The sequence below is a fragment of the Micromonospora sp. LOL_021 genome (assembly GCF_048060215.1).
Classification (GTDB): domain Bacteria; phylum Actinomycetota; class Actinomycetes; order Mycobacteriales; family Micromonosporaceae; genus Micromonospora_E.
Window position 1 is genome coordinate 62,711 of the sequence record NZ_JBHMIN010000022.1, and the last position, 13,460, is coordinate 76,170.

Genomic DNA, 13,460 nt, shown 5'->3' on the forward strand with positions numbered 1-13,460 from the left:
ATGCGCTACGTCCTGCTGCACGCCCGCGCGCACGCCCTCGACACGCTGCGGATGCCCGCCTACTGGGCCCCCGCGCTGGGCTTCCCGCTGGTCTTCTTCCTGCTGTTCGGGCTGGTCAACGCCAACCGCTTCGCCGACCTCGGGCTGGGCAGCGAGTACGCGATCACCCCGTTCCTGCTCTACACCACGCTCAACGTCACGGTCGCCTCGCTCGCCGCCGGCGTCGCCGCCGACCGGGAGAACCCGTGGGAGCAGCGGCTGCGGCTGCTGCCGCTGTCCCCGCTGACCCGGTTCGCCGGCCGGCTGGTCTACGTTCTCGGCTTCAACGTGGTCAGCTGGATTCCGCTGCTGGTCGTCGCCGCGTTCACCACCGACCTGCGGCTGCCGCTGGTCGCCTGGCCGGTCTGGCTCGGCGCGGTGGTGCTCGGCGCCGTCCCGTTCGGCCTGCTCGGCATGGCCATCGGCTACCGGTTCGCCCCGCAGCCGGCGATGATGCTGGCCAACCTGCTGTTCATGCTGCTGGCGTTCTTCGGTGGGCTGTTCGTGCCGATCGACTTCCTGCCGTCGGCGCTGCACGCCGTGGTGCCGTACGTGCCCACCTACCAGTACCAGTACTTCGTGCTGGCGCTGATCGACCGGGCCGACCACCTGGTCGGGCCGAGCTGGATCGCTTTCCTACTGCTGGGCTGGACGGCGCTGTTCGCTCTGCTCGCCCGCGCCGCGTTCCGGCGTGACGAGGGGGTGCGGTACGGATGAGCGAGGCCGCCGTCGTCCCGGCCACCGCCGACCGGCGGCCGGCGACCGAACCCACCCTGGCGCCGTACGCGCTGGTCCGGCTGGCCGCGCTGCCGTACCCGCCGACCCCGGACGGTGCCCGCGAGTTCCGTGCCGCGCTGCGCCGGCTGGTCGAACTGCGGTCGCGGATCACTGAGCTGGCCCCCCGGCTCGCCGACGCGCTCTACGCCAGCGCGGACGGACACCCGGCCGACTTTCACCGCAAGGCGGTGCTGCCGCTGCGCCGCGACGTGCACAACGGACGGCTGCCCCGGCCGGACCGGGTCGCCGAACTCGGCGGCCTGCTCGACCGGGTGCCCGACCTGCCGGCCTGGCTGGCCGTCATGCGCCAGGCCGCGCAGGTGCGCGCCGAGCTCGGTGAGCTGGCCGCCGGCGCGCTCGGCGCGGAACGTGCCGCGCTCGCCGAGGTCTGCGCCGCCGAACCACTGCGCCGCGCGGTCACCCTCACCGGCGCGGACCTGCTGCGCGGGATCGACCGGGCGGCCGCCAGCGGGGCCAACCCGGACAGCCGGGCCCGCAAGTCCGAACCCAACGCGCTGCGCTACGCGCTGCGGGCCACCGCGAAGACCAGCCCGCTGTCCTGGTTCACCTACGTCGCCTGGGGCAACTGGACCACGCCACCGGAACTGGCCGCCGGTGACGCGGCCCCGGCCGGCGGGCAGCCGGTGGCCGTCGCCCAGGCCAACCGGACCCTGCTGGCCCGGCTGCTCGCCGCGGTGATCGCCGACCCCGGGTTGCGGGACACGGTGCCGCACCGGCTGGCCGCCGCGATCACCGTCACCGGCGACCAGTTGACGTTCCGTCGGGACCGCCCGGTGCAGGGCGTCGACCGGGTCATCTCGGTGCTGGAGGAGGAGGTGTCGCTGGCCTGCACCGGACCGCTGCGGCTGCTGCTCGACCGGACCCGGGCCGCCGGGCCGGCCGGCATCACCCCCGGCGACCTGGTCGCCGAACTGGCCCGCCGGCTGCCCGGCGGTCCGCCGCGGACCACCGCCGCCGCGACCCGCTACGTCGGGCAGGTGCTCGACGCCGGGCTGCTGCTCGCCGTCGAACCCGTCGACCCGCAGGACCCGCAGGCCGTCCGGCACCTCGCCGACTGGCTGGACCGGCGCCACCGCGGCGAGCTGGCCGACCTGCTCACCGCGATCGACGAGCAGACCAGCGGCTTCGGAGCCGTTGCGGCCGGTGACCGGGCCGCCGCCCTGGGCCGGCTGCGTGACATCTGGCGGTCGGCGTACCAGGCGGTGGGGTTGCCCTGGTACGACGCGCCGGTGCTGGCCGAGGACGTGGCGCTGCGCGAACCGGTCCGGCTGGGCCGGCGCTACGGTCGGGCCGCCGCCGACCGGCTGCCCCGGCTGGCCGGGCTGGTCGAACTGTTCGACCAGTACCTGCCGCTGCGTCGGCTGGTCCGGGACCGCTTCGTCGCCCGGTACGGCGTCGGTGGACGCTGCGAGCGCGCCGCCGACTTCTCCACCGAGATGAGCCAGGTGTGGCGGGCCTACAACCTGGTCGCGCCGTCCGGGGTGATCAACCCCGACCCCGAGTTCGCCGACCTGGTCACCCCGGCGCTGCGGGAACTGGCCGACACCCGGGCCCGGTTGCTGGCCCGGATCCGGGCGGCGGCGCCGGCCGACGCGGCCGAGTTCACCCTCCCCGAGGAGATCGTCCGGGACGCGTCTGCGGCGCTGCCCGCCTGGGTCACCGCCCGGCCCGCCTCGTACGCGTTCTTCGTCCAGCCGGCCCGCCACGACGGCGGTGACCTGCTGGTGCTCAACCACGTGTACGCCGGCTGGGGCCGGTTCACCAGCCGGTTCCTGGACCTGGTGGCACCGCAGGCGAAGACGCAGCTGGCCGCGCAGATCCGGGCCGCCGCCGGGCGGCACGCCCAGGTGGCCCAGTTCCGCCCGGTCACCGGATTCAACGCCAACCTGCACCCGTTGCTGGTCGACCACGAGGTGGGCGAGGACGGCCGGTGGGCCGACCTGCTCGCCGACCGGGTCGGGCTGCGCCACGACCCGGTCACCGACCAGGTGCGGCTGGTCCGCGACGACACGGGAGCCGACCTGGACGTGCTCTACCTCGGGTTCCTCGTCCCGTTCGTGATGCCGGACCGGACCGTACCGCTGCACTTCGACCTCAGCAGCGGACTGGTCGGCCCCGGCCTGCTGGCCCCGACCGGCGAGCTGGCCGGGGCCCGGCACCGGACCCGGCTGCGCTACCACGACCTGGTGCTCAGCCGGCGGTCCTGGACGTTGCCGACCGACGCCGCCGGGCGGCTGCGCGCCGACCTGGACGCCGACGGCGACGTGCCGTTCGACGCGGTCAGCAGCTGGCGGGCCCGGCTCGGCCTGCCCGCCGAGGTGTTCGTCGCCGCCGCCGGCGTCGACGTACGCGGCGGCCCGGACGACTACCAGCGCTACCTGTCGCTGCCGAAACCGCAGTACGTCGACCTGGACAACGCCCTGCACCTGCGGAACCTGCCCCGGCTGCTGGGCCGCCACGACGGTCCGGTGCGCATCGAGGAGGCGCTGCCGGTGCCGGGGACCGGCAGCCCGCACGGGCGGGTCGTCGAGCTGGTCGCCGAAACCTATCGGAAGGGGTGGGGCGGCCATGACTGACGCCCTCGACATCGTCAGCTACTACTATTCGCCGACCAAACTGCCGCTGCTGCGCTCGGCGGTGCTGCCGGCCGCCCGGTGGGCCGCCGAGCAGGGGGTCGCCGTACACCTGGAACGACACTGGCTGCACGGCCCGCACCTGCGGATCCGGCTGGCCCGCCGGGACCAGGGCGACCCGGCGGACCTGGCGGTGGTCGCCGCCGCGGTCGCCCACCGGCTGCGCGGGCACCTCGCCGAGCGGCCCAGCACCGAGCAGATCAGCGTCGCCGACCTGCTGGCACAGGCCGAACAGGCCGGCCGGATCGAACTGGTGCCGCCGCCGTACCGGCCGATCCACCCGGACAACACGGTCCGCGTCGAGCCGGTGGACGACAGCGCGATGGCCACCCTGTTCGGCTCCGCCGAGGCCGTCGAGTGCCGATCCGAACTGCTGCGCCTCGGGGTGCCGGCGGTCGACGCCGCCGCCGACCAGTTGGCCGCCGCCGGCGACAGCACCGCCGCCCGGGTACGGACCTGCCTGACCGCGATGGCGCTGCACGCCAGCCGCTACCCGCTCGGGCTCGGCAACGGCCACCAGTCGTTCCTGTCGCACCTGGAGGAGTTCCTGGTGCTCAACGACCCGGACGGCCGGGTCCGGGCGGCGTTCGACGCCCAGTGGCGGCGCTCCGCCGACTCGGCGACCGCCCTGGTCGCCCGGCTGGCCGCCTCGACGGGCGCGCCGGAGCCGGCGTCGGGTGCCGGTCCGGCGGAGTCGGGGCTGGACCCAACCGAACGCGGGTGGGAACAGTGGACGGTGTCCGCCGCCGAGGTGACCGGGGCCGCGTACCAGCGGGGTGAGCTGCCCCGGGTGCCGGCGTTCAGCTACCTGGACCGGGCCGAGCAGATCGGCGACCCGGAGACGGTACGGCGCTGGCATCCGGACCGGACCGAGTACAGCGAGTACCACCAGATGCTGCGGCAGATCGACTTCGACCGGGTCCCGTACGAGCGGGAGTTCGTCACCTACCGGTTCGCCACCAACGTGCTCTACCTGCTGCTCGGCCTGCTGGACGTCCGGCCGACGGAGCGCTATCTGGCCGCCTACCTGCTGAGCCGGGCAGCGGAGCGGATCACCGGGATCACCTGGCAGGAACGGATCAACGGCTACCTGACCAGGCTGGCCGCGACCGAGCAGGAGGTGGCAGTCCAATGAGCCCTCGGCCTTCGACCGCCGAAGCCGGTCCCGCCGAAGCCGGTCCCGCTGTGCCGTCGGCGGCGGAGATCGTCGTGCGGCTGCGGCCGGTGGTGTTCGCCACCCCGACCGCCACCGGAGTGCACGTACGCGGCTGGTCGTCGAGCTTTACCGTCAGCGGCGGCGCCGGAGTGTGGAAGGTGTGGCAGGTCCTCGCCCGGCACCTGGCCGGTGGGCTGACCCCGCAGCGGCTGGCACAGCCGGCCGGACGGCCCGAGGTGGACCGGGTCATCCGACTGCTCCTCGACCAACTGCGGGAACACGACATGCTGGTCGAGGTGCCGGCCGGCTGGGGCGACCGGGAGGAACCGGATCTGCCGCCGGCCGACCTGGCCCGCTGGCTGGAGTCGGTGGCCGCCGATCCGGCGGCGGCCTGGCAGCGGCTGCGGTCGACCACGGTCACCGTCGCCGGCACCGGTGCGGTGGCGACGTCTGCGGCCCGCACGCTGACCGGCGCCGGCCTGGCCGTCGACCCGGTCGGCGACGCGACCACCCAGGACACCCTGGTACGGGCCGGCGAGGCGGCGGTCGCGGCCCGCTGCCTGCCAGAGACCGGGTACGTGACCCCGGTCGCCCCCCCGGACCAGGCGCTGACCCACGGCGCGGCGGTCGCGGCCCGACTGTCCCGCGAGACCGGCCCGGCGCTGACGGATTCGCCGGTGGCACCGGCGCTGGCCGCGCTGATCGGGGCCGCCGCGGCGCACCGCATCGTCTGCGCCGTCGCCGGCCTGCCCGACCCGGCCGAGGAGGCGGCCACCCTGCCCGGCGGGGAACCGGCCGCCCCCGGGCCGTACTACCCGTCGGTTCTGGTCGCCCGGCTCGACCCGGTCCGGGCCACGTACCACCCGTGGCTGCCGGCCGCCCGCGTGCCGCTGCCCGGCGGGCCGGCCGACATCGACGCGGTCGGGCTGCGGCTCGAAGCGTTGAGCGACCCGGAGCTTGGCGTACTGCCGCCGGCGGTCCCCGGTGACCTGCCGCAACTGCCGGCGATGCTGGCCCTGGCCGGCCCGGCGCTGGGGGTCGCGGCCACCGCCGACGCCGCCCGGGTCGACGCCACCCTGCGGTACGCCGAGACCGTCCTCGGTCTCGGCACACCGCGCGGCGACGGCGACGCGCGGGACGCCGGTGCCGGGGAGGGTGCCGGTTCAGCGGCCCGCTGGGCGGAGACGGCCGCGATCGGCGTCGACGCCCGGCACGCCAGCGGGGCGGCGCTGCGCCGGCTGGTGCACGCCGTACACCGCCGGCTCGACACCGACCCGGTGCCGGAGGCCGAGTGGGCCGGCGAACCGGCGGCGCGTCGCTGGTGGAAGGCGCTCACCCTGCGGTTCGCCGTACCGGCGCGGGTGGTGGCCCGCCGGTTGCCGGCCGGCGCGGTACACGCCGAGATCGTTACCGACGCCGGGCCGCTGGCCTGGGCGGTGGAGGCCACCGCCGCCGACGCGGTGGCGATGGCGGCGCTGGCCGCCACCGGCGTCGCCCAGGCCCGGGCAGCCGGCGTCGAGGTGCCGGCCGGGCCGGCGAGCCTGACCGGCGCGGCACCGACCTGGCGGCCGGCCGACCAGCACCTGGCACCGTGGACGGACGACAGCTGGTACTGGCCGGCCGGGGTGATCGACAACGAGGAGCGGTTGCAGGCGGCGCTGCGGGCGGCGCTCACCGCCGACGGCGCGACCCTGACCGGGCGACCGGTGGTGCCGGTCACCGCCGGCCCCGCCGACGCGGGCCCCGATGCCGACTCGGTCGTCCACGCGCTGGCCGTCACCGGTTTCGTGGCGCAGGGCTTCCGGTGGATCGCGACCGCCGTCACTGCCGACACCGTCACTGCCGACTCCGCCACCGCGAGCCGAGGAGCCTGAACCATGTCGACCCGTACCGTTGCGACCCCGACCGACGACCTCGCGGCGGCGCTGGCCGCCGCCGGTCACCCGGCCGTCCCGGTGCTGGACGCCGAGACGGCGCTGGACGCGGTTACCGCGCTGGACACCGAGACGGTGCCAGACAGCGCCGGTGGCCGGACCGCGGTCGTCCTGCTGGACCGCTGGACCCCGGCGTTGGCCGCGCAGCTGAGCAGCCGGGCCTGGGAGACCGCCACGACGGTCGTCCCGGTCCGCCTCGACGGCGGCCTGGTGCTGGTCGGCCCGGTGCTGCGGCCGAGAGCCGGCACCTGCCTGGCCTGCGCCGAGCAGGCCCGGCTGCGGGTGTTCGGGCCGGGCGTGCCGAGCCGGGACCCGCAGCTGCGGCAGGGCGGCGTGATCCCGCCGAGCCTGCTGCCGATGGTGGCCGGCACGGTCGGCGACGCGCTGGCCGACCCGGGCCGGTTGGACGCGACGGTGGTGGCGATCCGCACCGACCACGCCACCGTCAGCAGCCACCGGGTCCGGCCCCGCCGGCAGGGCTGCCGGATCTGCCGGCCGATGCCGTTGGACACCCCACACGGTGCCGAGGTGCCGCTGACCGCCGCCCCGACCAGCGACCCGTACTCGCTGCGCGGCGACAATCCACGGACCAGCCGGGCCGCGTTGCGTGCCGAACTGTTCGACTGGCGGCACGGGCCGGTCGCCCACATGATCCGTACCGAGCGCTCGCCGATGGCGTTGAGCACCAGCGAACTGTCCAGCGACACGGCGGTCCGCGAGGCCGGCTACGGCCGGGCCCGCAGCTTCGCCGAGTCGGAGCGGATCGCCCTGTTCGAGGCGGTGGAGCGGGCCACCGGGATGCGGCCGCACCGACGGCGTACCGCCGTCGAAGCGGCCTTCGCCGACCTCGGCCCGGACCGGGCGGTCGACCCGGCCCGGCTCGGCCTGCACGACCCGGCGTACTACGACCACCCGGCGTTCCGGATGGTGCCGTACACGCCGCAGACCCGGGTGCGCTGGGTGCACGGCTGGTCGCTGGGCCGCCGCCGCCCGGTGCTGGTGCCGGAGCACGTCGCCTACTGGGGACTGCACCGCAGCGACGGCCCCCGGTTCCTCTACGAGAGCTCCAACGGCTGCGGGCTGGGCAACAGCGCCGTCGAAGCCGCGCTGTACGGCATGTACGAGGTCGCCGAACGGGACGCGTTCCTGATGGCCTGGTACGCGCGGACCCCGCTGCGGCCGGTCGCCGTCCCCGACGACGACCCGGTGCTGCCGCACCTGGTCGACCGGCTCGACACGGTCGGCTACGACCTGCTGTTCTTCGACGCCACCAACGACCTCGGGGTGCCGACCGTGCTGGCCCTGGTGCTGCACCGCGACCCGACCAGCGGCGCCCCGCAGGCGTTCTTCGCCGCCGGTGCCCACCCGGACCCCCGGTCGGCGCTGCGGTCGGCGGCGGCCGAGGCGGTGGTCGACGTGTTCAGCCTGCCCGAGGTGGCCCGCAACAAACCCGGCCATCTGGACCCGGACCGGCTGCAGGCGATGTTCGACGACCCCCGGCTGGTCACCGGCCTGGAGGAACACGTCGCGGTGAACACCCTGCCGCAGGCCCGGCAGCGGTACGAGTTCCTGCTCACCGGCGACGCGCCGGCGCACTGGCGGGACGTGTGGCCGGACCGGCCGGCCCCGGTGACCGACCTCGCGGTGCTGCTCGGCGAGACCGTCGAGCGGTGGGCGGGGCACGGCCTGGAGGTGATCGTGGTGGACCAGACCGACCCGGCAACCAGGGACCGGCTGGGACTGCACTCGGCGAAGGTGATCGTCCCCGGCACGTTGCCGATGACGTTCGGCCACGTGCACCACCGCACCCGGGGTCTGGACCGGCTGCTACGGGTCCCGGCCCAGCTGGGCCGGCTGCCGGCCCCGCTGACCTACTCCGACCTGCCCCTCTACCCGCACCCGTTCCCGTGAGGTCGGCCATGTCGTCCAGTCAGCTCACCGCCAGTCAGCTCACCAATACGCTCGCCGAGGTGTACGCGCACGGCCCCGGCAAGGACGTCCGGCCCGCGCCGGCGCGTCCGTACCGTCGCCGGCCCGCCGGTCCGGCCGTGTCGTTCGCCGAGCTGGCGGCCGTCGTCGGGCCGGCCGGTGCCCGGCTGGTCCGGACGCTCGGTACGGCGCTGTCGCCGCGCCGGTTCGAGCCGTGGAACGGCTTCAACGAGCACCGGGCGTACCCGTCGCCCCGGGCGGCGCACCTGGTCGACGTGCTGCTGCGGCACGACGGCGTCGACTGGCTGGTCGACCCGGTCCGCGAACTGCTGTGTCCAGCGTCCGCTGAGTCGTCCGTCGGAGCGCCGGACGGGTCGGTCGAGCTGGTGCTGCGGGAGCACCCGGCGCGGATGCCGGCCGGCTACGGCCAGCTCGCCGGCGCGCTGGCCGCGCTGGAGGCCGGTCACGTCGCCGGCGCGCTCGCCGAGGCCGCCGCCGGCCACGGGCTGCGGTACGCCGTCACCACGGCCACTGCCACCATCATCACTGTCGGCGGGCCGTGGCTCACCGTCACGCTCGGACCGTCGACCACGCCCACCTGGTCACGGCACCGGCTGCGGGCGGTACGCAGCTCCGGGCTGAGTCCACGCGGCTTCGGCGCGGACCCCCGGCCGCTGCCGGCGGAGGCGTTCGAGCGGCTGGTCGCCGCCGCGTACCGGCCGCCGGCCGGGTCACCGGCGACCGCCGGTACGCAGCTGCGGCACACCGTCGCGGTCGGCAACGTCGCCGGCCGGGCGGCCGGCTGGTACCACCTGGACCCGGCCACCGCCGGCCGACCCGGGGCTGTTCCGCCGCAGCCGACCCGGCCGGGTGACGCGACCGGGCAGGTGCAGCGGGCGTACAGCTATCCGCGTACCGAGGTCGACGTGGCCGGCATGCCGCTGGCCTGGCTGGTCAGCGCCGACCTGCCGGCCGCGGTCCGCGTCGGCGGCCCGGCGGCGTACCGGCGGCTGCTGCACGCGGCCGGTGCCGCCGCCCAGCACGTCGGCACCGCCGCCGCCGAGGTCGGCCTGTTCTGCCGGCCGGTCCGCGCGGTGCGGGAAGCCGCCGCCGAGGCGGCCGCCGGTCTGCCCGCCGGGCACGACCTGATCTACCTGTTGTTGATCGGCCGGTCACGGGTGCGTGACTTCGCCTACGACCTGAGCAACCCGGAGGTGTCGCCGTGACCGCCCCGACCATCACCGCCACCACCACCCGCACCTGGGTGGGCCTGCACTGTTTCGCCTACTGGTCGCCGGCCGACCTGGACACCTTCCTGGCGGTGACCGTGGCGCCGCTGCTGGCCCGGCTGCGCGCCGACGGCGCGATCGCCGACTGGTTCTACATCCGCTACTGGGAGGGCGGACCGCATCTGCGGATCCGAGTTCGGGACCCGTTGCCGGGCGTCGGCGACCGGTTGCGGGCGGAGCTGGCCGAACTCGTCGGCCAGGCACCGTACGAGGCGTTCGCCATGGACAGCGGGAGCTACTACCGGCGGCTGGGTGGCAGCGCCGCCCGGTCGGCCGCCGGCTGGCACGACCACGGCGACGTCCGGGAGATCCCGTACCGGCCGGAGACCGCCCGGTACGGCGGACCGCAGGCGCTGCCGGTCGCCGAGGACGTGTTCTGCCGGTCCAGCGAGATCGCCGCCCGGATCGTCGGCGCGGTCCCGCCCGGCCCGGCCCGGCTGTCCGTCGCCGCCGAGCTGGCCACCGCGACCGCCGCCGCGTTGGGCCTGGACGAGTTGGGTGCCGCCCGGTGGCTGCGCGGTCACGCAGCCGGTTGGCGGTGGCAGAACGAGGTGGCGATGCTGCCGGCCGCGGCGGTGCAGGGGCAGGCGGCCCGGGTGCTGGCCAGCCAGGGTGCCGCGCTGCGCCACCGGTGGGACCGGACCGTGGCCCGGGTCGGTGCGCAGCGTACGGACGCCGCCGGCCTGGCGGGGGAGCGGTCGCCGGCCGGGTACTGGGCGCAGGTCGTCCGGGCCGCCCGCGACGCGTTGGAGGGGCCGGCCGCTGCCGGACCGGCCGACCAGCGGTGGCGCTGGGTGTGGGGCTCCCAGCTGCACATGCTGTTCAACCGGTTGGGCATCCTGCCGGATGAGGAGCGGTCGGTGTGTTGGCTGGTCGCCGGGACCGCGCTGGCGCCGGGCGGGCCGATGGACTTCTTCGCCGACGGGGCGGCGGCCGCCGACCGTCGCTACCACGAGGCGAGCAAGTTCCTACCAGGAATGTTGCAGACGCAGAGGCCGCGCGAGGCCGTCTCGGAACGGAGCGGGACCCCGTTCCGGTTCGGCGGCCGGCCGGTTCCTCTGCCCGCCGGGGACCCGCCGCGTGCCGCGCTCGCTGATGTGCTGCGCCGGCGGGTCTCCGGTCGGGGGCGGCTGACCGGGCCGGTCACCGCCGAGCAGCTGGGCACCCTGGTGTGGAGCGCGCACGGGGTGACCCATCGCAGCCAGGTGCCGCTGCCCAACGGGGATCTGTACGACTACGCCCACCGCCCGTACCCGAGCGCCGGTGCGGCGTACACGGCGCGGATGCGGCTGATCGTGCGCGACGTCGCCGGTGTCGCCCCCGGCGCGTACCACGTCGACGACCTCGACCGGCAGTTGTGGCGGCTCGGGCCGGCTCCGTCGGTGCCGGAGCTGGAGGCGTCGTCGATGTGGTTCGGGGCGGACGCCCTCGACGTCGGCGGGATCGAGCTGGCCGAGGTGCCGGCGCTGCTCGGTCTCTACGTGCAGCTGGGCGAACTGCGGGAACGCTACGGGATGCGGGCGCTGCGGTTCGCGGTGGCGGAGGCGGGTCACCTGGCGCAGGCGCTGTCGATGGTGGCGGCGGCGAGCGGGCTGGCGCTCGGCATGATCGGCGGCTTCTACGACGACGTCGCCCACGAACTGCTCGGCCTGGACGGCATCGACGACGTGCTGGTCTACCTGCTGCCGGTGGGTCGTCTCCCGGGAGGTGCGCGGTGAGCCCGCGACCGGCAGACGGTGCCCGGTTCACAGACGGCGCCAGTTTTACGGACGGTGCCGGGTTCGCAGACGGTGCAGCCCCCGACCGTCAGGGAACGTCGGGGGCTGTGTCCAGTGTGCCACGGCAACCCGGGTCCGCGCGACCGCCCGGCGGCACCGGTCCGCCGACCCCGGCGGTACGGGTGCTCGACGGCGTGAATCAGCTGCGTGCCGTCGCCGATCCGATCCGGTTGCGGGTGCTCGCGGTGCTCACCGCCGAGCCGGACCGGGCCCTGTCCGCCCGCCAACTGGCCCACCAGCTGGGCATCACGTTCAGCCTGATGCACTACCACCTGCGGGTGCTGTCCGAGGAGGGGATGATCCGGGTGGTCAACCAGCGGACCGACCAGGGCCGGGCGGAGCGGTACTTCCAGGCCGCGCAGTTGGCGCTGCGCTGGGACTTCCCGCCGGCTGACCGGTCCGGCGACGACGCCGCGTCGGCGGACCGGCCGGGCGACGACGGGTCAGACGGGAAGCAGGCCGGATGAGCGGACGAACAGGTCGATCCGGTCGGCCAGGTTCTCCTTCATCGGTGGGCACGGTGCCGTGCCCTCCCGCCACAGTTTCGGGCAGGCGCCGCCGCACACCGGCAGGATCGGGCAGCTCTGGCAGCCGGTCTCGCCGGCGCGCAGCCCGGTGTACCAGTCGTCGAACTGGCCGGTCGGCCGCAACTGGTCGACCGGTGCCCGGTCCACGGTGTCCAGATGCTGTTCGGTGAAGCCGGGCACCAGCGGCTGCTCGGTGCAGGAGTAGATCCGCCCGTCCGGGGCGATCACCTCGCTGTGCCGGGAGACGGCGGTGCACACCACCCGTACCGGGTGGGTGGGCAGCAGCCGGCAGTGCAGTCCGGCCGCGAGGTAGGCGGCGTACCAGCGCAGTTCGGTCTCGGCGGCCTGCTGCTGGCGCAGCCGTACGTCGCTGACGTCGTTGCCCCACGAGTGGACCGGTGCCGGGTAGAACCGGATCCGGGGGTCGGCGAGGCCGGCGTCGCGCATCGCCGCGGCGAACTCGTCGGCCCGGTCGGCGTTGTGCCGGCCGATGTTGGTCCGTACGGTCACCTGCAGCCCGACCAGCTCCGGATCGGTGAGCACGGTACGCAGCGCGGCGGTGATCCGGTGGAAGGAGCTCTGCCCACTGTTCAACGGTCGGGCGGCGTCGTGCACCTCCGCCGGCCCGTCGATGGTGATCTCCATCCGGTCGATTCGGCAGTCCAGATGCAGGGTGCGCAGCTTGCGGGCGTCGAGCAGGGCGCCGTTGGTGACCAGCATCGCCGAGTAGCCGACCCGGTGCCGGGCCGCAGCGGCCACGAACCGGGCGGACAGCGAGCGGAGTACCGCGTACCCCATCAGGGGTTCGCCGCCGAACCACCGCACCACCACGGTGTCGTGCTCGCCGCTGGCCATGGCGTGTTCGACCCGGGCGGCGATGGCGTCGCGGTGCCGGGTCGGCCGGGTGGCCGGGGTGTCCCGACGATGCTCCTGCCCGCAGTAGTCGCAGCCCATGTTGCAGTAGCCGGTCGGCATCAGCACGAACTGTCGGTGCCGGGTGTCGTCGGCAGCCTGCGCGCCGGCGTCGATCGTCGCGGCGGTTTCGTCGATGTCGGCGGGCACCAGCAGGCCGAGCCCGGCGAGCCGGGCCTGCTCGTCGGCGGGCAGGCCGGCCGGTCCGGGTCCGTCCAGGAGGGTCCGCACGGTGCCGGTGTCGAGCAGGAGGGTACGGGCCCGTCCGGTGTGGAACACGGCGCGCAGTTGTCGGCCGGACGGGTGCCGGTAGGTGGTCGGGCTGAACACGAGGTAGCGGCTGAGCACGAGGTCGGACTGGGCCATGGGGGAGCCTTTCGGAGGGTCTCGACGAGTGGCTACCGGGGTGATGGACCGTGGTGGATCGTGCAGCGGTGGACCGTGGGGTGCAACGTCACCGGACCC

The 13,460-nt window shown here is 75.3% G+C and carries 9 protein-coding genes; 8 read left to right on the plus strand and 1 reads right to left on the minus strand.

Translation table 11 applies throughout. From position 1 onward, the window contains the following. The 8 genes from ACFHWT_RS16370 to ACFHWT_RS16405 all read left to right on the plus strand — a co-directional run bounded on the left by ACFHWT_RS16370 (position 1) and on the right by ACFHWT_RS16405 (position 12,023). On the plus strand, positions 1–756 hold the full coding sequence (locus tag ACFHWT_RS16370; RefSeq protein ID WP_416595513.1) for an ABC transporter permease: 756 nt from the start codon (positions 1–3) through the stop codon (positions 754–756). Further along, positions 753–3,413, plus strand: coding sequence for a lantibiotic dehydratase (locus ACFHWT_RS16375; protein WP_416595514.1), 2,661 nt, complete (start codon positions 753–755; stop codon positions 3,411–3,413). Before ACFHWT_RS16370 ends, ACFHWT_RS16375 begins: the two co-directional genes overlap by 4 nt. Continuing rightward, on the plus strand, positions 3,406–4,605 hold the full coding sequence (locus ACFHWT_RS16380) for a lantibiotic dehydratase C-terminal domain-containing protein (protein WP_416595516.1): 1,200 nt from the start codon (positions 3,406–3,408) through the stop codon (positions 4,603–4,605). Before ACFHWT_RS16375 ends, ACFHWT_RS16380 begins: the two co-directional genes overlap by 8 nt. Beyond that, positions 4,602–6,500, plus strand: coding sequence for a hypothetical protein (locus ACFHWT_RS16385; RefSeq protein ID WP_416595518.1), 1,899 nt, complete (start codon positions 4,602–4,604; stop codon positions 6,498–6,500). The genes ACFHWT_RS16380 and ACFHWT_RS16385 overlap by 4 nt, the downstream gene beginning before the upstream one ends. 3 nt (positions 6,501–6,503) lie before the next feature. Then, entirely contained in the window at positions 6,504–8,471 is a 1,968-nt protein-coding gene (locus ACFHWT_RS16390) for a TOMM precursor leader peptide-binding protein (protein WP_416595519.1), read from the plus strand. A gap of 8 nt (positions 8,472–8,479) precedes the next feature. After that, complete coding sequence (locus ACFHWT_RS16395) at positions 8,480–9,715, plus strand: nitroreductase family protein (protein ID WP_416595520.1); 1,236 nt, start codon at positions 8,480–8,482, stop codon at positions 9,713–9,715. After that, positions 9,712–11,496: a thiopeptide-type bacteriocin biosynthesis protein gene (locus tag ACFHWT_RS16400; protein WP_416595522.1), complete on the plus strand. Its 1,785-nt coding sequence runs from the start codon at positions 9,712–9,714 to the stop codon at positions 11,494–11,496. Before ACFHWT_RS16395 ends, ACFHWT_RS16400 begins: the two co-directional genes overlap by 4 nt. Before the next feature lie 107 nt (positions 11,497–11,603). Continuing rightward, entirely contained in the window at positions 11,604–12,023 is a 420-nt protein-coding gene (locus ACFHWT_RS16405) for an ArsR/SmtB family transcription factor (protein ID WP_416595523.1), read from the plus strand. Here ACFHWT_RS16405 and ACFHWT_RS16410 read toward each other — a convergent pair. Continuing rightward, positions 12,000–13,361 (minus strand): radical SAM protein, encoded by a 1,362-nt coding sequence (locus ACFHWT_RS16410; protein WP_416595524.1) that lies wholly within the window; start codon positions 13,359–13,361, stop codon positions 12,000–12,002. The genes ACFHWT_RS16405 and ACFHWT_RS16410 overlap by 24 nt on opposite strands. Positions 13,362–13,460 lie beyond the last annotated feature (99 nt).